The 21744-nt window shown below is 33.2% G+C and carries 21 protein-coding genes, 2 tRNA genes and 1 CRISPR repeat array (1 of these 24 running past the window's edge); all 23 genes read right to left on the bottom strand.

Annotated elements, in window-relative coordinates; genetic code table 11:
* Positions 1-9 precede the first annotated feature (9 nt).
* The gene (gene cas2 / locus CD036_RS11260) at positions 10-315 is read right to left on the bottom strand and encodes a CRISPR-associated endonuclease Cas2 (protein ID WP_103388692.1); all 306 of its coding nucleotides are present in this window, start codon (positions 313-315) and stop codon (positions 10-12) included.
* Entirely contained in the window at positions 315-1220 is a 906-nt protein-coding gene (gene cas1 / locus CD036_RS11255) for a type II CRISPR-associated endonuclease Cas1 (protein ID WP_103388691.1), read from the bottom strand. Before cas1 ends, cas2 begins: the two co-directional genes overlap by 1 nt.
* A 65-nt stretch (positions 1221-1285) precedes the next feature.
* Positions 1286-1762: direct repeats of the CRISPR family, unit length 36 nt; unit sequence GTTCTCGTCCCCTATTCTTCGGGGTAGTTATCGATC.
* A gap of 297 nt (positions 1763-2059) precedes the next feature.
* Positions 2060-2281 carry a hypothetical protein gene (locus tag CD036_RS11250; RefSeq protein ID WP_103388690.1) on the bottom strand — a complete coding sequence of 74 codons (222 nt, stop codon included), beginning with the start codon at positions 2279-2281 and terminating at the stop codon, positions 2060-2062.
* A 13-nt stretch (positions 2282-2294) separates the two neighbouring features.
* On the bottom strand, positions 2295-2798 hold the full coding sequence (locus CD036_RS11245) for a DUF1643 domain-containing protein (RefSeq protein ID WP_103388689.1): 504 nt from the start codon (positions 2796-2798) through the stop codon (positions 2295-2297).
* A 14-nt stretch (positions 2799-2812) separates the two neighbouring features.
* On the bottom strand, positions 2813-3124 hold the full coding sequence (locus CD036_RS11240; RefSeq protein WP_103388688.1) for a DUF960 family protein: 312 nt from the start codon (positions 3122-3124) through the stop codon (positions 2813-2815).
* A gap of 95 nt (positions 3125-3219) precedes the next feature.
* A complete protein-coding gene (locus CD036_RS11235) occupies positions 3220-3558 on the bottom strand; it encodes an SAUGI family uracil-DNA glycosylase inhibitor (RefSeq protein WP_103388687.1) in 339 nt (112 codons plus the stop codon).
* 105 nt (positions 3559-3663) lie between these two features.
* The gene (ccrC, locus tag CD036_RS11230; protein ID WP_103388686.1) at positions 3664-5340 is read right to left on the bottom strand and encodes a cassette chromosome recombinase CcrC; all 1677 of its coding nucleotides are present in this window, start codon (positions 5338-5340) and stop codon (positions 3664-3666) included.
* A gap of 224 nt (positions 5341-5564) precedes the next feature.
* Entirely contained in the window at positions 5565-7208 is a 1644-nt protein-coding gene (locus tag CD036_RS11225) for a DUF5906 domain-containing protein (protein ID WP_103388685.1), read from the bottom strand.
* Entirely contained in the window at positions 7208-7576 is a 369-nt protein-coding gene (locus CD036_RS11220) for a hypothetical protein (protein ID WP_103388684.1), read from the bottom strand. The genes CD036_RS11225 and CD036_RS11220 overlap by 1 nt, the downstream gene beginning before the upstream one ends.
* Positions 7569-8669, bottom strand: coding sequence for a hypothetical protein (locus tag CD036_RS11215; RefSeq protein WP_103388683.1), 1101 nt, complete (start codon positions 8667-8669; stop codon positions 7569-7571). Before CD036_RS11215 ends, CD036_RS11220 begins: the two co-directional genes overlap by 8 nt.
* 214 nt (positions 8670-8883) lie before the next feature.
* Positions 8884-10206: a DUF6038 family protein gene (locus tag CD036_RS11210; RefSeq protein ID WP_103388682.1), complete on the bottom strand. Its 1323-nt coding sequence runs from the start codon at positions 10204-10206 to the stop codon at positions 8884-8886.
* A gap of 186 nt (positions 10207-10392) precedes the next feature.
* Positions 10393-11130, bottom strand: coding sequence for a Cthe_2314 family HEPN domain-containing protein (locus CD036_RS11205; RefSeq protein WP_103388681.1), 738 nt, complete (start codon positions 11128-11130; stop codon positions 10393-10395).
* A gap of 29 nt (positions 11131-11159) precedes the next feature.
* Entirely contained in the window at positions 11160-11594 is a 435-nt protein-coding gene (locus CD036_RS11200; protein ID WP_103388680.1) for a hypothetical protein, read from the bottom strand.
* 73 nt (positions 11595-11667) lie between these two features.
* The gene (gene rlmH / locus CD036_RS11195; protein ID WP_103388679.1) at positions 11668-12147 is read right to left on the bottom strand and encodes a 23S rRNA (pseudouridine(1915)-N(3))-methyltransferase RlmH; all 480 of its coding nucleotides are present in this window, start codon (positions 12145-12147) and stop codon (positions 11668-11670) included.
* Positions 12148-12640: 493 nt separating this feature from the next.
* Positions 12641-13423: an MBL fold metallo-hydrolase gene (locus CD036_RS11190; protein WP_103388721.1), complete on the bottom strand. Its 783-nt coding sequence runs from the start codon at positions 13421-13423 to the stop codon at positions 12641-12643.
* 961 nt (positions 13424-14384) lie between these two features.
* A complete protein-coding gene (locus CD036_RS11185) occupies positions 14385-15176 on the bottom strand; it encodes a two-component system regulatory protein YycI (protein WP_002510633.1) in 792 nt (263 codons plus the stop codon).
* Positions 15176-16510, bottom strand: coding sequence for a YycH family regulatory protein (locus CD036_RS11180; RefSeq protein WP_002510632.1), 1335 nt, complete (start codon positions 16508-16510; stop codon positions 15176-15178). Before CD036_RS11180 ends, CD036_RS11185 begins: the two co-directional genes overlap by 1 nt.
* Positions 16500-18332: a cell wall metabolism sensor histidine kinase WalK gene (gene walK / locus CD036_RS11175; protein ID WP_002510631.1), complete on the bottom strand. Its 1833-nt coding sequence runs from the start codon at positions 18330-18332 to the stop codon at positions 16500-16502. The genes CD036_RS11180 and walK overlap by 11 nt, the downstream gene beginning before the upstream one ends.
* 11 nt (positions 18333-18343) lie before the next feature.
* Complete coding sequence (gene yycF / locus CD036_RS11170) at positions 18344-19045, bottom strand: response regulator YycF (RefSeq protein WP_002510630.1); 702 nt, start codon at positions 19043-19045, stop codon at positions 18344-18346.
* A gap of 349 nt (positions 19046-19394) precedes the next feature.
* Positions 19395-20801: a DHA2 family efflux MFS transporter permease subunit gene (locus CD036_RS11165; RefSeq protein WP_103388678.1), complete on the bottom strand. Its 1407-nt coding sequence runs from the start codon at positions 20799-20801 to the stop codon at positions 19395-19397.
* Positions 20802-21116: 315 nt separating this feature from the next.
* Positions 21117-21569 carry a MarR family winged helix-turn-helix transcriptional regulator gene (locus tag CD036_RS11160; protein ID WP_103388677.1) on the bottom strand — a complete coding sequence of 151 codons (453 nt, stop codon included), beginning with the start codon at positions 21567-21569 and terminating at the stop codon, positions 21117-21119.
* Between the two features lie 84 nt (positions 21570-21653).
* Positions 21654-21726 (bottom strand) — tRNA-Asp (locus tag CD036_RS11155).
* A gap of 7 nt (positions 21727-21733) precedes the next feature.
* Positions 21734-21744, bottom strand: a tRNA-Glu gene (locus tag CD036_RS11150) (it continues 71 nt past the right edge of the window).

The raw sequence follows: 21744 nt of genomic DNA, 5'->3' as shown, positions 1-21744 counted from the left end.
ACCTCCACTTTATAGAAAAATTAGCTTAGGTTCTTTTCGCACAACAACCTTAACCTCTTTTCCTAATATGGTAATCTGACTATTATTTACCTCATCAGGTAAGACATATAGTGTAATACTTCCAGTATCAGGAATTTCTTGTTGCAGAATTTCTAAAATCTTATCTTTTTTTTGAACATCGCTGACATACCTCTCGTATAAACTAAACTGTTTCATATTAAAACCGAGTTCTAATAATCGAGTACGATACTTACTTGCGACTCTACGTTCAAATTTAGTATCTCTAGGTAAGTCAAAACTAACTAATAAATACATTAGTTCCCCACCTCAATCATTTTAGGTAGTAATAAATAAGTAGGGGTGTTTTCTTCATAGCATCTAATCAGTGATTGAATAACTATCTTCACACTATCAAGTAACCTCACCACTTTTTTATCTATAATGCACTTTTCATACAAAACATTTAACAATAATTTCTTTTCATTTACATCAAATGTATTCATATTTTTCTTAAAAACTATCTCGTACACTATATTATCTACAAAAGGACGAAAAACTTCAATAATATCATCTGCTAAATTAAATGGATTTTCTTTCGAACGATGATTAATGCCTAAACTCATTTCGAATCCATGTAAAGCTAATTCTTTTTTAATAAAAGATCTAAGTATCGAATACCCATAATTCAACCCTGAGTTAATAATATCATTGTAACGTCCACGTTTAAATTGTTTACCGTATAAATCTTTAAAATAAATTCTTGCTGCTAGTGCTTCTTTATTACTTTTATCTCCTGTACTAACTTCTTTTGAAAATTCTAACAATAATTTAACATTTCCTGTATGTAAATTATTTTCAAGACATCGTGCTTGATTAATAATTTTATTTATAACAATCTTCTTCCATATTCTCTCTCTAGTTCTTCCTGTTAATTGAAACTGACTTTGAATCCTTTGAAGACGATGTGTCATTCCATAAGAGGAAATAAGTTGAGTTAGTGGAGAATGTTTCTTATCACAAAAAATAATAGCAATATCATTTTCAATACATTTAATTACTAACTTATGAGAGAAATAGCTTTTATAATGATCAAAAATAATCGCTTCTATTTCTTCAAACAAGTAAAATTTCTCACTTTTATCTATTACATTTCTAAATTTAATACTATTTTCTTTCACAGTGACAAAGTAATGATTTTCCACATAAATAACATTTTTCACTTTCCATCCCCTAAAAATTAATCAATGTAGTTTTTTTAAATTTTTTAGAGTGCTTATAAAAAATACACTCCGTCCCCTATTCTTCGGGGTAGTTATCGATCGTACTATAACAAGACTACAGATAAACATGGTACCCTAGGTTCTCGTCCCCTATTCTTCGGGGTAGTTATCGATCAGCAGACAGTATTTGCATGTATGAGCACGACCCGTTAGAGTTCTCGTCCCCTATTCTTCGGGGTAGTTATCGATCTTAAATGAAATCGTTGGTGGAAATGGTTTCGACCAATTGTTCTCGTCCCCTATTCTTCGGGGTAGTTATCGATCTTAAACGACCAAGACCAAGCCGGCAACCGTTACAGAAGTTCTCGTCCCCTATTCTTCGGGGTAGTTATCGATCAAATGTTAGTAAACAAACTCCGGTTTGAATATGAACAGTTCTCGTCCCCTATTCTTCGGGGTAGTTATCGATCACAAAAAGGGGAAGCAATTTTAAATGGTCGCATGAAGTTCTCGTCCCCTATTCTTCGGGGTAGTTATCGATCCGATACTGTAACAAATGCCGTGACAACCATAGTTTAAGTATCATTTTTGCTGTCAAAAAATATGACACTTGATAGTCTGTTACTATATGATATGTCATATTTTTTGACAAGTTTTATAATAACTTTTCTTGTATTAATAGTATACTACACTTCAGATGATCTCGCTTAATCATATAATAAAATTAATATAAATTTAACTTTTCATTTCTTTTTAAATTTTAAACAAAAAATAAACATTAGAGCATCCTTCACCGCAAAGTGAAGGATGCTCTTAGTTTATTAAAAAGTAATGTATCTTCATTTTGATAAGTAGCGATTGATAATATCTTGAAAATCATTGTTAAGTAATATTGTGATGGAGTCATCATTCATAAATTCTTCATAGATTTTATCAAGTATTTCCTCGTCATCGATGGCTGTGAAATGATGTACCAAACCTTTTACTATCGAAATATAATTCTGCGATGCTAAACAACTAGCAACCCTTCGCCAATTGGATTGTGTAGTGTCATGGTTCATAGATAATCCTCCTTTACCTTAGTATCCATTTTTGGCGTGCTTTAGGGTTCAGTGGATGCATGATTTCATTAGTTGTGGGGTTCATGAGTTGCTTCACTTTCTTTTTATGTGGTTTCAACATTTCTAATATTTCATTTACACGCACTTCAACAATCGGTTTTTTAGCGTAAGCACCCCATGCTAATATCACTTCATCCGATTCTTTCACTACTTTCATAATATGAATATCAGTATGCTTATCATAAGCATTTTTTGAATATTTAAGATTAAAAGGTGTTGTAATATTAGAATATAGATTCACAAAATTGATTGAACCAAATGAATCCATTTCTGAAACTTTATTCATAGTGAGTTGGGTTGTTAGGTCAATATTGAGAATACCATCATAGTGCGGATACATCGTAACGATTGTAAGTGTTTGTTTTTCACTGTCCCATGTTTTCTTAAGTAGATAGCGATGTTGTTGGTCATCACTGAATATAGCTTCAGTTTCTAATGTACTTTTTATTGTTTCCATTTATTTTGACTCCTTTAGTATTCTTCTGGTAGTAACATGACATAATAAGAAAGGTCTACATCATCTTCTCTGATAATGTAGACCTTATTAATATTGATACCTTTTGAATAATTGGCTTTATGAATCTTGACATACTCAGGACGTTCTTGCTTGTGTTTGATATATAATTGATCATTATGCACGTGGAACTGGAAGACATGAAAGTAATCTATTGCTTCTAATTCCTTGGACTGTTCGTTTTCACGTTGTGCTACAAATTGCCATAATTGATGTTGTAATGCAGTAGATAAGTTTTGGACAATACCACGAGTGATATATCTATTCATAAGAGATTTCCTTTCGTTCTGATTCTTTCATCCAAGTAATGATTTCACTTAGGACTGTAATAACTATTTGTGTGATTTTTATATATTTATGCATATTATTGTCCTCCTGTTAGTAAGTATCGTTGATCCAAAAGGGGCATGATAGTGTTGTGTAGGTATAAGAAATCCATATCGTGATTTTCATCGATATAACCAATGGCTATGAGTTGTTTCTGATGGTAGAGGATGAACGGATAGATATTACTTTCGTGAAGTGTGTCAGAGTAGTAGGTATAGGTTTGAAGTATTTTATTACTGAGTGGACCAAGCCTTACATATTGGTCAGGTAGGATATCATTAGCAATTTCCTCGATAGATTCACATTCCCACTTTTCATCCTTTGGCAGATTGAATAAGTTGGTTATATAGTGCTTGAGTTGTTGTTCCAGTGTCATAATTATGACCTCCTAATGCATTGGGTTGATGTAGTCATGTGATACATCATTTAGATAATATATATTTGAGTTTTATTTCATTTCTCTCACTTTTGTCACTAAGAACTAAGTGGTAAAAGTGGTGATTTGGTCGATGAAATAATTCTTTCGACCGTCTATCTCGAATTGGAATTTGGGCATAAAAAAAGACCCCCAATCTTTTTTCAAAGATTGAGGGATAAGACTTTCGTCAATTTTATACCTTACAAGTTTTACTTGTTTATCTGTCGTAATTTCAATAGAGTCAATCAACATCTTCATAAGTTGATTTTTTGCTTCTGGTGTAGCTTTTCTTAAGTAGATACTAAATCGGCTAATCATCATGGTTAAACGGCTTTTAAGTTTATCAAAATCAGGTACTTCAGCTTGTGATTCCCTAGCTTGTTGCGTTTCTTTAATTTGCTTATCTAACATCTCTAGTTGTTCATTCATCTGACTTTGTTTTGCTTTTAACATTTCGCTATCCATTTGATCATCTAAGAACAATTCTAACAATCGTTCTTGTTGTGTTTTAAGCTTAGCTTTTTGTTTTTCTAAACTATCAATGTCATATTTAATTTCTGTTTGGTTACTATGCTTTTGTTTCAGTTCTTCTATCACATTTGATGCAATCTGCTTAATAACATCAGGTTGTGAAAGAATACGATTCAAATGAACATTGATTACGCGTTCGACGACTTCAGCATTAATCGCATTACTATGACATGCAGAACTCCCTGAACGATTGAATAAGGAACAAATGTAATAACGCTTGATTGTTCGTTCTTTGGACTTTTTGGTTTTATAATAAGTCCGTCGACATACCATATTATTACCGCATTCTGGACATTTAATAAGGCTACGAAGGTAAAAATCTCCGCCAATAGGTCTGCCTGGTTTAAAACTTTTAGATGCTAATTTCTCATGAACTTGATCAAATACATCTTCACTTATAATGGCTTCATGTTTTCCTTTGACCAATATCACATCATTTTCGTCACTTTTACCACTTCTTCGCTGAACTGCCCAGTTTTGATGGTTATTGAATCTAACAAAACCTTTATAGACTGGATTATTCAAAATATATTTCACGCCGAACACTGAAAATGGCTTTTGATTAATGGTGCGATATCCTTTTTGATTTAGAATTGTCGTGATTGCTTTAAGTCCTTTATTGTGATTCAAATATAAACCAAAGATTTCCCGTACAATATTAGCTTCATTTTCATCAATAACTAAATCATTTTTCTGTGTCAATGGATTAAGTGATAATTTGTAGCCTAAAACACGACCGGTGATTGCCTCTCCACTACGTGCCTTAGCATTCATCGACATCTTGACATTACTGACCAGTGTTGAACGTTCGATTGACCCTATTAACCCAAACATTGTAACTAAAACTTCACCAGAAGCATTGGATGTATCAATATTCTCAGAAATCGATTTATACCCTACGCCATGTTCTTTGAATTCATGAATAATATTAAACACGTCTCTCATTGATCGTGAGATACGATTCAATTTCCAACTTAACACCATTTCGATTTTATTATCCTTAACATCTTGTAATAGACGTTTCATTGCTGGTCGACCTTCGATATTTTTACCTGATATACCAGAATCGATATAAGTTTCATAGTCATAACCTGGATAGTTGTTCACAACCTCTTTGATGAGTACTTGTTCTTGTTCATGGATTGAGTACCCATGCTCCGACTGCTCTGACGTACTAACGCGTGAATAAAGTGCAATTTTACCCTTCATATCATACCGCTCCTTTTATTAGATTATTGCTACAGACCATCGGTCTTGTAACATCATATGGATAATATATATTTATAATTTCGTTTCATTTTTATCACTTTTACCACTTAATCATATGAGTACTACAGGCAACTGCCTGTAGTACGTAATTAGATTACTTACCTTTATTGATACGTTCTTCTATGATAGGCACAATCACTTCTACAAATGCTTCAATTTGTTCATTATTCATCGTCAAAGTCCTCCCAATCAAAGTCCAAATTCTCTTCATCTAATGTCTCATCGTCTGTTATATTTTCATTTTTATCTAATGAAATAATATTATCTTTTTTCGAAATATCATGAATCTCTTTTTTATCGGCTTCTTTCCAACCTAAATCAATCCAATAATCGTAGCCATTGTATAGTTTGGTTTGAGTATCAAAGTTTGCTTGAATTAACTGTTTAATAACCTGAGAACTCACCTTTATTTCTTCATTAATAATTTTATTTAACTCGGATACTTTGATTCGTGATCCTGGTTTGATTTCTATAAGTTTTCTGAGTAAATTAATACACGCTTTCTGATGTGCAATACTTGCTGATTTACTAGAAACAAATTCATATCCAAAATTTAACCAATCATGAGAAATTTCAGTAACACGATCATTTTGGAGGTACTCGATATCATTTTTTACAATTTGCTTATACACATACATCAAGTAAAGAAAGATTTCTTTCTTTTCATCCTGTAACTTTTCAATTAAGTCAGGGTCAGCTTTTTCAACATAATATTCACATGGAATAACAGCAATTCTACGCTCTAGAGCTTTTGCATGTGTCGATGGAAAATTAAGTACAGCATTCGTATTAAAAATAAGTTTTAAATCTAGAGTGACTTCTACTTGTGTTCTTCCTTTACGGTCAGCATGAATTGGTTCAACAGATAGTAATTTTTTGAAATCATTCACAGTTGCTTCATCAACATTTGCTTTCCCCACTTCATCACTTGCCATAATTCGTTTACCAATTAGGCTTTCCTTATCGAAACGCCCGCCAAGTTCATTAAGTGTTTTAGATACGATATCATTACTATAAAAGAATGACTTAACTAATTTGATATAGACTGATTTCCCATTTTTTGCAGTTCCATACAAAATAAGTCCACGACGTAGTTTAGTATCTGCTGTCAATAACACTGCCATATGTTGGAAAAGGAAGTCTTGTAAATCATTGTCGTAATTCGCAAGCTGCAACATATATTGGTTGAAATGCTGAGGTACATTATCTGTGATGACATCACTTTTGTTTAATATCAAATTTAATCGTGTCTTAGGGAAGATTTTTATATCGTTTTCAACCACTTTAAATGTCTTTAGATTAAACATATTTTCCCCACAGCCAATATAATTTTTATCCTCATTGAGTTCTTCTATATCTGGAGATTTCTGTAATCCATCTACGACATTTCTCAGAGTACTTAATGAAGGCTTATAATCTACTAGCAATACTTGTATCATTTTAGAAATCAACCCTTGTAATTCATCTTCATTTACCTTTTGCCAACCTATATCTTTGAAAACAAACAGTTCTGAATTAAAGCGTTTGATATGAAAAACCTCTATCATCATTTCCATTAGTACTGTGTCATTGGGGTTCTTCTGAATACCAAAATAGCTATAGATGTTAGGTCGATAATCCTTATCTTTAGGGATATTAAGTTGTAACTTATCGATAAGTTCGTTATACACTGTTTCACCTTGTACCGTTTCTTCTATCTCATCGTCATTGCCAATACTAATGGTTAGGATAGCAATCAGACCTTCACGGTCGATTGCCTCCTTAGCCACACTTAATAGCTTAGATAACATTTGTAATATATGGTTCATTATAATAATCCTCCATCTTCATTTAATGATGCTACATCTTGTACATAGTAATTACCGTTAAAGCAACCTACATGGATTAAATGCTTTCTATCAATGTAGGGGTCATAATTCTTATGAGTGGAGCTATAATTACTATGACGTTTAAGCCAATCATTGATTGACAACTGCTTATCGGTAGCATCTTTCGAAATACTACGATTTACATAAATAACTTTCTGATCTATCTCTATTTCATACGTAAACTGATGTTTAACATCCCCATTGAAATCTGTTTGGGTGACAGAATATAATGAAGCAACATATATATATCCTTCAGTTAGGGCTATGCTTTTTGGAATTTGTAAACTTTGTCCTCTATCATTATTCATTGTTTACACCCCCTAATGCTTCCACTGTCACGTGCGCAAACTCACCATTAAACAATTCATTTGCCTTACTTTTCATTAGCTGCGATACATTTTGCGCCGTTTCTTCATCATCACATTCAATCATAATCGCATCATGTATGGGTACAATAATTTTAAACGTTTTTTGTTCGCATTGTGCTCTGTACACTTCCAATAGAATGTGTTTGAAAATATAACTCGCTACAGTTTGTACATAAAATGCCATAATACTGCTACCTTGAAATGCGCTCATATCATGTTCAATGCCGTAGGGCATAGGCATGGTTTTATGCTCTTCGATTTGTTTCTTAAGTTCAATGACTTTTGTAAATTGGCTGACCGCATCCAACCATTGCACTTCACTTACATAATGTTTCAACTTGAATTTGGGGCTATCGAAGTTGCCGCCAAATAGAAACGAACCAATAAATGCACGTTTAACGAACTTTTTCTCCTTTTTGGACAGTGATAAATCTTCTAGTAATGCGTCATATAAACCTTCTTTATGATTCAAATAGTCAATCAGTTTAGAATCTTGGGTCATGTATCCAACAATTGAAGGGTCAAATGACTTGAAATCGATTGTATATACCTTTTTGAATTGTGCAGGTAAAATCAGACGTTGGACTGCTTTAGGTAAGCCTTGGATATTAAAATTTTTAGTTGTGATTCGATGTGTCCGTGTACCAATCAACGATAATTGCGTATATAATCGATTCGTACCATTTAATGCCTGTTCTAACCTATCAAATAGCTTTTCAATCTTATCAGAATGTTCATCGTTCTTAGCCTTTTCAAGCATTGTTGATTTTATATCGGGTAATTTATCGATATTAAGCATAATGGGTTCCGATTCAATCTCTTTCTTTAATACTTCTAAATTATGATGTACTTCCACATATTGGTCTAACTTAGCTTGTTCATCAGCTAAAAGTGCATTATATTTTTGTTCTAGCAGTTGGCTGAATTGTTGTTGCAATTGTTGAACATCAGTTTGGTTAGATGATTTGTCCATTAACCATTGCTGTGTTTTGTCACTTTGAGTCAATGACATCAGTTTGTCTCTTGTCTCCATGTAAATCTTCTCCTTTATGGTTGAAAGTGGCGCGCTCACTTTCAACTTAAAATTTGTTCAAAACGTTTTGACAAGACAATCTTAATACTAAATAGAGGTCGTTGATGAAGTGGCAAAAAAATTCAAAAAAATTTCCACCAAGCAAATAAGCTCAATCCCTTTATATGAGGGATTGAGCTTACCAATTATTTATTAATTTTCTACTTAACTTCAATTAGAGCTTTTTTCGGTTATTCCTTCTTTTTAACAGTTGATTCTTAAATTGTTTCATTAACATTACCATTGAGATGTTATTTTCGTGCGTTTTAGTCACTTCAATTTCATTATTATATGCATTATAAAATGATTTATATTCATTAATATATCCATTTTTCATATCATTATAATGTTCAGGCTTATTAATGTATCGGTCTATCAATGTTACAACTTGCTGCATATCATCCATAAAATATTGGAACATTTCATTGCCTATGTATGAATGATTTTTCTGATTTAATACTGCTGCAGAATGAAAGTCTAATCGTTTACGTAACTCTAGTAAATGCTTTCTAATTTGTTCATCCTCATTAAAAAAATCAATATTGTCATTAATAACCTTTATCTTATTATCGAAGTCATATTTTTTAGATTGTTTATTTAAGTTTCCCTTTTTGTTAAGCTCTTTATCTATCATCTTCGATACATCTCTAAGGAAATAATGCTCCATATCTCTAAATGTTTGTGTTCTGTGATGAGGTTTAGCATTTCTCATTCCCCATCCATCCGCAGCTCGTTGAACTTTATTTAGTATGTTAACTAATAACCAATCTAATTGTTCATCTCTATCATATATGAATGCTTTCTCTTCATCTATATCTTCTGTTATTACATTATCTATTAATTGATTTACAAAATAATTATATCGAAAATCATATTGACTTGACTTTTCACTCGTTTGATTATGTTCATCAATTCGTTCATTATATTTACTTTCTGAAAATGTTGAGTAAACAACTTCATGTATAGCAAGTGCAATTTTGTCACTTAATTCCACTTGTTTATCTATAGGTAATTGACTCATTACTTCAGAAGCTAATTGTAACTTATCGTTTATTTTACTGCCTGAATCAAACACCTTTTTTACATCTTGGTATGCTTTTTGTGCATGTATATGTAGTCTTAATGGTTTAAATTCAATTTTATCTATGTCATTCTTAACATTTTTAATAAAATTCGCATATTGGGTAATATCAATATTTTCTATCGCATCTTTTCTCAGCCTTACGTCTTCATCCGTAATTGCTTTTGGTATGTTATCATCTGTCATATTATTTAATAAGACACATAATATATCAAAAGCAATACCATTGAAACTATAAGCAGCTCTTTCACTTTCACCAGAATTTTTTTGAAATTTCTTCATATCAACCTTATAAATATCAACTAATTTATCAATTCGTTTCTGCAATTGAGCTTTGTTTTTAAGACCTAAAGCTTTCTCAAGATCTTTTTTTGTATATGTTTTTTGAATTCTTTCTTTAAAAGTATTTTTCGTCATAATATCAACTTTCCATTAATTTTTTATATAAATTAAAAATCGGGTGAGTATTAAATATTTCCAAATCTGCAATATTGAGGGTTTCATATCTTATTTTTGCTTCTTGTTTACTCCCTGATGCTATATTTATATACAATGCTACTAATTCTATTCAATACCATTTAAATTATATCTTTAAAAGATAATTTAATCTTTATTTTTATTTATAATTTCTATTGTCTTTTCTAAACACATTAACATCCCATCCATTATTTCTTTAACTTTTTGAGATGTAGTGTAATTTCCAACACCAGCTGTAACTATCCCATTTTCACATTTAGTTATTCCTGAAGATATAAATTGTGGATGCTGATTATGTGTAATGTTGTGTCTGTGTTTAGCTGCATCATCAAATTCATTGGAATTACGAATTTTATCAAGTGCATAAAATTTCACTAAATCTTTTTCTTTAAGTTTGTTTATTGCTTTATGAAAACTTATTTCATTCTTTTTTAATTGTATGTCGTAAATATTTACTATAATATGTCCTAACAACTCAAATATGCTAAAACCCTGTAAGAAGAAATATTCAGAAAAGTAATTAAAATTAAATTGTTTAGTATAGTCTTCTTCTTTAAAATCAGGAAAAAGCTCAACTGATTGTCCTTTTGAACCAGGTGACTTATACCAAACTTCATCAGGTATACCCTGATTATAATAGAACATCGTGTATGTATAATTTCGAATTAGTAGATTCATGCGATTAAATAGCATGTTTTTCCAATAATCGATTTCGTAACTTTTTGTTAAATCAAAAAATGAGTCAGTTTTCTCAAAATCAAAGTATAAGTTTTCTAATATAGAGTAATTAAACGGAATCTGATCATCCAAATCATTCATGTTTGCAGATTCAATATGTTGCAGCGGGTGGATTATTATTGTCATTATAGCAAAACTCCTTTTGTATAATACTATTATTTATCAGCTAATTTTTCACACCAAAATATTAAAAATGTAGAACCTAATAAACTCATATATTCAAACTTTTGCCATAATAAAGCGTTTTGCAATATGTCTGATAGGTATATATCTTTATATATAATAAATCCACCTATAAAAAATGTCACAAAAACAACAACAGACTTCACTTTCTTTATATAATCATTCTTATTTTTTCCTATGAATTTTTTATAATAGTACAAGTAAATAAAGGTAACAAGACCAGACAATAAAAATGCCAAGCTGTATCGTAAAAGTAAACCTAATTGTCCAATTCCAATATGAAATAGCCCGAAAAAATCTTCACTATAACCAGTGAAACCTGCTACTTGAATAAGTATAAAAACAACAAATATAAGAGCCAAAAACCATGGCTTTAAAAATTGAACTATATCTTTAGGTTTAATCAATTTAATTTCTCCTCCTAAGATTTACTCAAAAAATTCATAATGAATATTATTGTTCAACATCGTTTTTTTAGTTTTATTTGTGATACGCTTCGCCTTTCATGATCTTAAAGGCTCTGTAGATTTGTTCGATGAGCATGACGCGCATCATTTGATGTGGGAAGGTCATGGTACTGAATGAAAGAGCGTAGTTGCTTCTACTTAAGACGTCTTGATGCAGACCATGTGAGCCGCCAATAATAAAAGTAAAGTCGCTTTGCCCTTGGGTCATTCTACCTTGAAGTTCTTGTGCCAAACCTTCGGATGTTAACATTTTGCCTCGAATTTCAAGGGTAATCACTGTGGATTGTGATTTGACTTTGGCAAGTAGGCGTTGACCTTCTTTCGCTTTGACTTGTTCGACCTCTTTGTCGCTCAGGTTTTCCGGTGCTTTTTCATCTGCAACTTCGATGAGTTCGATTTTAGTGTAGCCACCTAACCTCTTTTCATATTCAGCAAGTGCTTGTTTCCAGTATTTTTCTTTTAATTTACCAACTGCGAGTATTGTAATTTTCATAATGTCCTCCACGCTGTGTTTATAAGTTATTATACTTATCCACAAGTTATACACTTGTGCACATGATACCCTCTTATTATAACAAGAATGTATACGATTTTTATACAAAATTTACGATTTATAAACAGAAAGTACTGTATAACTTGTGTATTTGTGGATAACTCTGTGTATAATGTGGGTATTCACATGTAAATTGTACACATCTCTGGATAACTATGGACAAAATAGTGGATAAGTCCCCTTCTGTCTTACATAGTTATTCACAGTTATTTACATTTTCTTTATATCCCTTTACATCAGCTTTATAGTTATCCACTGTGGATTATTACTGCTTATTCTACTATTAAGACCAACACAACTAGCTCATACTAAAGTTATATTTTACTCTTACTAAACGTCCAATATTAAGTTTACAGCACGATAAATTAAGCACCCTTTAACACTAAAAAAGCACCTCTACGTTACCGTAAAGGTGCTCTAGTTATCTAACTTATTATAATGTATAAATTGGTGTCGCTTGAGCTTTATCTGTATCACATAATAATACTTCTCGCTCAGTATCAATATCACGCTCATTCAATACTTGTGCCACACTCATACGTGCTAAATCTTTCATATTATTATCTTGAGATAAATGTGATAAGTAAATACGTTTTGTACTGCCTGTAATCACATCTGACATGGCTAATCCGGCATCTTCATTTGAAACATGTCCCATATCACCTAAGATACGTTGTTTGGTTTTCCATGGGTAACGACACATACGTAACATATCCACATCATGATTACTTTCAAACATAAAGGCATCGCTACCTTGAATCATACCTTTCATGCGGTCTGATACATAACCTGTATCGGTCAACATCGTAAATTTCTTATAGTTGTTATGGAAAATATAAAACTGTGGATCAATTGCATCGTGAGATACGTTAAATGACTCAATATCAAAACCTGCTAAAGATTTCGTTTCATATGGATTAAAAATAAATTTCTGATCCATCGGAATTTTGTTGTCTTTTTTCTCAATCGCTGACCACGTTTTTTCATTGGCATAAATAGGCAACTTGTACTTGCGTGCTAAAACGCCTAAACCTTTAATGTGGTCAATATGTTCATGTGTGACTAAAATACCATTTAAATCAGCTATATTTTTATCAATCTGACTAAATAGTTCTTCCATCTTTTTACCAGTAAGACCTACGTCTACTAGGATACTACCTTTATCGCTTTCGACATACGTCGCATTTCCTGTACTACCACTCGCTAAGACACTCATTCGTATCAAGCGGTTTCACCCTTTCTACTAAGAACACACTGCTACATCTACATCGACATCTCTAAACATGTCTATCGTCTTCACAGTTGCTTCAAAAATTTAAATTTATCACGTTGCTCATCAGTCATATCGTTGTTACTGCTATACTTCACTGACCGTTTACAGTAACTCGTATGACATTCATATGTACGTTCTACGTGCTGTGATTTGATTCATCGTCCCGTTCTTGAATTTCACTATTACATTATACTATAACAAGTAGTGTTATGCGTCATCAATTACTCTGATTTTGAAATTCTGTCAAAATCATTGCGTTTTAATCATGATCACAACACTTGCAGAAAAAAATAAAGTTTCCGAAACTATTCCTCAATAATTGAATTCTTTTATATTTTACGAAAGCTCTTGCGTACCCATTATAACTCACTAAAATTATAGCCCGGGAAATAGTACACGCAGACAACCGTTACTGTGCCTCTACCATTTTCTTGTTAACAGCGCCCAATCTATATTACTATTTTTTGTTATTCACTGTTGATATTTTACCTTGTGCGCTTAACGACTAACTATATTTTAAAATAGTGCTACAATCACTTTAGGAGCAACTTAAAGTTGCTCTATGTAATTACAGTTGCAATAATATCTTTGATAGTTTTATATAAATCATAGTCATATTCGCTTTCATTATCACAATGGCTATGTTAAGTGCTTTAAATAATATTCAACACACTCCCGCGTTACATATACGATTGTTAGGTCCCTCTTTCACTCATGATGTGTAATGCTTTAAAATAACACAACTAGTTTCTTATTAATAATTATTTAGCGCTTGATGGCACTTACTCCTCTATAATACTATCAAGATATCCACTTCCTTACTTACAAATTTTATATTTTCAATTTGCAGTTGTGTATTTTATATACAAAATGAGCGCCTACCGTCTGGGTAAGCGCTCATTATTTAACTTTCCTCGATTATTTTAGGACTTTTTGAGACGGCTTCAACGTAGTATGTTTTTACTTTGTCCTCGCCGGCATGTTTAACTTTGATTTCCCAATTACCTTCTAATACTTGCACATTAGGTTCTTTAACTACGGTGTAATAACCAAGGCGTAATTTCGTCACTTCGTCATCTTGTTTTAAATAACGATTGTAATACAGTGCTTCAATTGCTGATCGTGCACTGATGACTTGTTTTTTGCTGTTATTTTCACCTTTAGATGGTTCTATTGTCTGCATAGCCGTTTGTCTATAATCTGTGGCCTCTTCATCGTCATTAATATTGAACGTCAATTGTGCTTTATTGTTATTCATAATCGGAAATGATTGATATGTTTGTTCAAAGGTCACTTTATCGTTGCTGACATCGCTCATTTGATATTGTGTACCTTTATACACATCATCGACAATGAATTTTTTCAAATCGGTAAAGGCATTATTTTTAATACTGATGGCGTCTTTCATATCTCCTTTGGCTACACGTCCAGATGACTCCGCAGATACATCATCTTTGTCCTTCGCATAAGACGAAAAATCTTTCGAGCGTGCAGTCAGTAACTGCATTTTTACGCCATCGACGGATTGAAGATGTTGCGGAATAGTGATTTCTTCTTGTTTGAAATCTACTTTATTTTCGTCCTTGCTTTCATTGATATGTGATTTATTTACTTTATCGATATAAATCACAATCAGGGAGATATTAACTAGAATAAAGACGATGATAAATAATGTTTTTGCACGTTTCCAGTTCATTATTCTAGCCTCCCATCTTTATACGGATGCCATTTGCCGTCATATTCAACATACCATTGTGGCGTAAATTCACTATTACGTTGAATTTCAATATCTTTATTATCCGGTTTATCATTCATCGTATAACCAATTGCTAAGTCTGTCACTTTCTCAAAATCAATAGTTCTGTTATTTGCTAAAGATGATCTCACTTCTTCAGCACCCGGTAAATCAGTTTCACTGTCACCACTATCAATCGTAACATTTGTTTTTAATAAGGAACGGGCATAACTAAATATGCCTTTCTCACTCCATGATACTTTAATTTGATTTAAGTCCTTTTCATTAAAGGTTGGTCGCCCATTTAAAAATAGTTGATACGTTAATTCACCACTATCGTTATTTGTACTAAATAGACGGAAATCATCTGTGAAACCTCCGTGACTATTAATATAGTCAAATGTACTTGGTATCGTATCTTTCATATTATTTGAGCGGTCTTCATCCTCTGACAAATTAGTATAACGATAACGTTCGGTTTCATCATTGTAATTTGCAACGCCAGTATTATTATTGTAAGTCGTAGTTCCACTTTTCGCACTACGCACAACTAGCGAATCATTAAAGAGAATTGCATTCATCGCATCCACACTAATACGATTATAAATCGTGCGATATGATTTTAATCCTTTAGGATCATCTGGTGCATAAATATGTGTCGCTTTATCGATAGTGTCCTTACTCGTAATAATTTCAGTGTAAGGTTGCATTTTTTTGTTTAAGCTACTTAAAGCTTGTTTCAATTTACTTGTTTTTGCTGTTGTCGTCATGCGCACGACATCATGTCTGTCTTTACTCACCGCATATAATTGAACTTTACCATTGTGACTTTGGTCAATTAATAAGCGATTAAATTTAAAGTTATTCGGTATTTTCGCACTGATATTTAGTGATTGTCCTAAATATGTTGCTAAAGGCATATCATACGTAAAATCAAGTACTACAAAATCATCACTTAAATCTGGAATAATCAAATTATGTTGACTGTGCATACGTTCAGCTCGTGTGACACGTTGATCCATTAATGGGTCCAACATTGTTTTAACGTTATCTTTAGTCGCTGTGACACCTTCCGTATCTTCACCTTTTGAATGAATGATTTGATACGGTGTCACAACTTGCTCCATACCTTGATTAAGTGGTTTACCGATAGCATGTGTTTGCTTGTCTTTGTCTGTCTGATTATCGACATTAGCTAAGTCTGGCGAGAAATTCCAAGTCATATAAGTGAGGACGCCACTCATAAGCACTAAGATAACAAGGATAATCGTTTTAATTAGTTCTTTATTCTGCATCCCAATCACCATCTTCAATGACTTCACAAGGAAGTGTAATAAAGATTGACGTACCTTGTCCTTCGACACTGTTCGCCCAAATGCGTCCATTATGAGCTTCAACAATCTCTTTGGAAATTGCGAGTCCTAAACCTGTACCACCCATCTTACGCGTTCGTGCTTTATCTACTCGATAGAAACGATCAAATATTTTATCCACATTATTGATTGGAATACCAATACCATTGTCTTTAATACGAATCGTCATACGATTATATAATGCGTTTTGTTTCACGTGAAACTCGACGCGTTTATCACCACGAGAATATTTTATGGCGTTGGTAATGACATTATCAAATACTTGTGTCATTTTGTCTGGATCAAGTTCTGTAAAGATAGTGTTGTTTGGAATTTCACGCACAAATTGTGTTTCTTTCGCTGACATCTCATGTCTATTAATAATTTTATTAATAAAGGAATTAAAATCTACAATTTCTTTTGTAATTTGTTCTGATTCATTATCCATTTTCGATAATTGTAATAAATCATTAACTAAACGTATCATACGTTCTGTTTCTTCTCGTGTAACAGATAGGAATTGCGGTGCCAATTGTCCATCTTTCCACGCACCTTCTTCTAAGGCTTCAATATAACTATTCATAGACGTTAATGGTGTCCGTAATTCGTGTGACACGTTAGCTACGAATTCGCGACGTTCACGTTCAACTTGTTGTTGTTCTGTAACATCATGCATTACGGCAATATACCCTGTAACAAAGCCTGTTTCTTGGACAATAGTACTGAAATTCACACGGGCAATAATATCTTCTACTTCATTAATATCTAATAAGAAACTTTCATTACTTTCTTGAATTTCATCTAATGAAAATTCATCTTCCAATTTCAAAATATTTAACATGAAGTAACCGATAATATCTTCTTTTGTTGTCCCCATCATCTTCAATGCCATGTCATTGACAATACGAATACGACCACGACGATCTGTGGCGATAATACCATCACTCATATGCGTGATGACGGAATCTAAGCGCCGCTTCTCACTTTCCGTATTAGCTTGTGCTTCTTGTACACGTTTCGACAAGTTATTAAATGCTAATGCGAGCTCTCCAATTTCGTCGTTACCATAAATTTTCACACGCTGCGTATAATTACCTTTCGACATTTCAATCGTTTGGTTACGCATATCTGTAATTGGTTTTGTGATAGTACGTGCAATAAAGAACCCAAGTATAACTGTAATTAACAACGAAATGCCCGTACCAACAATAAAGATTTGATTAATGCTGCTTAACTGATTATATACATCATTAATATCAGCCTCTATGTAGATATCGCCAATTACTGTCCCGTCAGACGTTTTGACTGGTAAATTGTAAACCCACATACGTTGTTTACCATTGCCATAATCTTTTAACATAGTATGACTGTTCGCTTCACCAATCGACAAAGCTTTTTGGATGGAATTATCATTCGCTCGTTGGTTAATTAGACTACGCGTAGACTGCTTAGACGTAGCCATAATAATTTGATCGCGATCAATAAAACGAATTTCTTCGATTTCTTGACGGTTCGCATACTCATTCAACAAGTCTTGCACTTCTTTTTGTGCGTTTACAGAACCGTCACTATCGTATACTTTTTCGATATTTATTTCGATTTGTTTCGCATACTGCGTAATATTATTTTTAAAACTTTGAGTCAGTTCTTTCTCAAGACTATTGGTAAAATACAAACCGATAATTTGCATCCCGATGACAATTAGTAATACATAGACAATAACAAGCTTCGTGTGTAAAGATTGAAAATGTTTAAGCCATTTCATCTACGTGGCCTCTAATCATGTTGTTGGAGAAAATATCCAACGCCTCGACGAGTCACGATATATTCTGGATGTGAAGGATCATCCTCGATTTTTTCACGTAAACGACGAATTGTTACGTCTACCGTACGTACATCACCAAAATAGTCATAGCCCCAAACTGTTTGTAATAAATGTTCACGTGTCATAACTTGCCCCATATGTTTAGATAAATAATGGAACAATTCAAATTCACGGTGAGTCAATTCGATATCATCACCACGTTTTTTAATCGAATAAGCATCTGGATAAATTGTAATATCTTTAATCACAATTTCATTAGTCTCTTCGTTAACTTCTTGTGCTGGTTGTGAATAATGACGACGTAAGTTCGCTTTCACACGTGCAATTAACTCACGTGTACTAAACGGCTTCGTCACGTAATCATCTGCACCTAATTCTAAACCTAAGACTTTATCAATTTCTGAATCTTTAGCTGTTAACATAATGATTGGCATTTCATATTTCTTACGTACTTCACGACATACTTCCATACCGTCACGCCCAGGTAACATAATATCTAGCAAGACAATATCTGGCTCTTCGTCATATATTAAGTCCACTGCATCGTTACCATCGTACGCGCAGAATACTTCATATCCTTCTTTTTTTAAGTTAAATTCTAAAATATCAGCAATTGGTTTTTCATCATCGACTACAACAACTTTTCTAGCCATATTATAAACCTCATTTCTAAATTGTGTATTTTATTCAATAATTACACAGTACTCTATTATATAATTTACCATTTATAGCAAGCGAATTCTATTTATCCAAATAAAAAATTATTTGAGTGCATTGTATAATTATACCATGTTCCGCTACAATTCTGAATTTTTCTATTTTCCCACATACGTACTTTTATCTTAACTTAAGTTGCAGGCGAACAAAAGAGCTTGTGACGAGAACTATAAAAAGAAGACTGAAACAATTTTCTGTTCCAGTCTTATAAAACATATTAGCAATAAATCCCATTTCAATATTACGTTCGTTCTTCTCATGTTCTTCACAGCAATTACTTAAGTCTTACACTTGTTTCTGTTTCTTTATAAAGAGTGCACAAATAAAACCTATGACAGTTATTGCACAAATGAAGATAAAGGTAAACTGAATACCACTAGAGACAATTGCTTCTGGGGCTAGTTGTGCTTTTGCTGCAGTAACTTGTTGCATATGATTCGTATAAATAGCAATCGCGATAGCTGTTCCTGCTGAGCCCCCGACTTGAATTAATGTAGTAATCGTTGCTGAACCATCTGCATACAATGCTTGTGGTAGCTGATTTAAGGCATTTGTTTGTGCTGGCATCATTACCATTGAAATACCGACAAAGAGTAGCATAAAGGCACAAATAATGATCCACACTGGTGTCGTTGTCGAAATCGTTAACGTAAAGATTAATGTAGCGATAAACATAGTCGCAAATCCAAAGATACAGAAATAGCGTGCACCATAACGATCAAATAATGAACCAACTACAGGTGACAATAATAAATTCACAGCATTACCCGGTAGCAATATAAGTCCTGCTATAACTGAACTAAATAATAATGCTCCTTTTAAATATAATGGTAATAAAATACCTGTAGACAAAATACATAAGATAACTAAAAATACTAGTAACGCTCCCAACGTAAACATTGGGTATTTAAACACGCGTAAATTGAGCATTGGCTCATTTAAGCTAAACTGACGTAGTGTGAATACGATCAAACTAATAATACCAACAACTAATGCCACCCAGACAATCCATTGTGTTAATGATGCTGTGCCCATTGAACTTAAGGCAAATATTAAGCACGCAAAGCTAAGTGTCGATAGTAAGATTGAGATAATATCAATACGTGGTCGAGTTAACTCTGCCACATTTTCTACTGTAGTCAGTGCAATACATAGCACTACGATGTATAACAGTGCACTAATCCAAAAGATAAAATGCCAGCTTGAAGCTGAAATAATAATACCTGCTAAAGTTGGACCTACGGCGGGGCCAGCTGTAATTACGAGTCCCATTATTCCCATTACAGCGCCTCGCTTTTCTAGCGGAAAAATTAACATTAATACTGTAATCATAATAGGTAATAATAGCCCCGTACCTAATGCTTGAATCACACGTCCGGCTAATAGCACTCCAAAATTAGGTGCTAAAGCACCACTAATAACTCCTACTAACGATAATATTAAGCCTGCAAAAACGAGTGTTCTAGTACTAAACCATTTCGTTAAATATGCTGAAATGGGTACCATACAAGCCATCGTTAGTAAATAACCTGTCGTTAACCATTGTGCCAATGCTGCTTCGATTTGAAAGTCTGCCATAATATCTGTTAAAGCCATATTTAGAGCTGTTTCACTAAATAAGCCCATAAATCCACCAATCATTAAGACAAATGCAAATAGCTTTGGTCTTTGTACTTCTACTTGTGTTGCCATTGTGACATAATCTCCCTTTTTCTTTATGTTATTTCCGTATTACTTCGTCTAAACTATGTAGTCGAACTAAAACACTCCGACTCATAGCCTGAGACATCATGCCGTCTAGCACACCTCCATAATACTAACTTTGTTACTTTACCAAAATATATATAAAATTGTCAACTAGGTTGACAATAATATAAAAAAATAAGAGCGCGTGTGAAAGCATTTAATATTGTCGCTTTCCTGTACTCGCTCTAACAATGGTCAGTCAGCATAAAACAATACGCCGACGATTAATATATCTAAGACTCAATTAAGTGTTTAACTCAGTCATTTTTTAGCTATAGTAGGTAAATCCCAATCTGTTTGAAGTAATGCTTTTAATTGCTCAAATTGAGCTACGCCTATCTTTGTTTTAATATGTTGTTCTAATTCTTGTTGATAAGCCTGATTGCGTTGCCATAAATCACGACCTAATGTTGTAAGGTTTACACATTTTTCTTTTTTATTACCTGTGACTGCTTTTAGTACTACAAGCTCTTTTTGTTCTAGTTGTTTAACCGTTTTGTGTATCGCTTGGCGCGTCAATTTCACGAGTGCTGTTAATTCAGACAAGGTATATGTTTCGGCACCAATAATAGAGATGATATACCACTCTGAAGATGATATTTTGCTTTCCTGATCCACATTAGCTGCTGTTTCAGTTAACTGTCTCAATTGCGCATGACGTTCGCTGAGTAAATCAATAAAATCTAACTCATGTAGTTGTTGGTTACCACTCATAACTTTGCCTCCTCTTACTCCTCATCATAAGCTATTTTCTAGTTAAACGCACAAAAAAATGCCCATCCTATTGGATGGGCAATACGGTCTCGACGGGAATCGAACCCGCGATCTCCTGCGTGACAGGCAGGCGTGTTAACCGCTACACTACGAGACCTAAAAAATGGTGACTCCT

Origin of the sequence: Staphylococcus arlettae (genome assembly GCF_002902345.1) — a bacterium.
GTDB lineage: Bacteria > Bacillota > Bacilli > Staphylococcales > Staphylococcaceae > Staphylococcus > Staphylococcus arlettae.
Note: the sequence above shows the minus strand (reverse complement) of the source record. Positions and strands in the feature narration are given on the sequence as shown.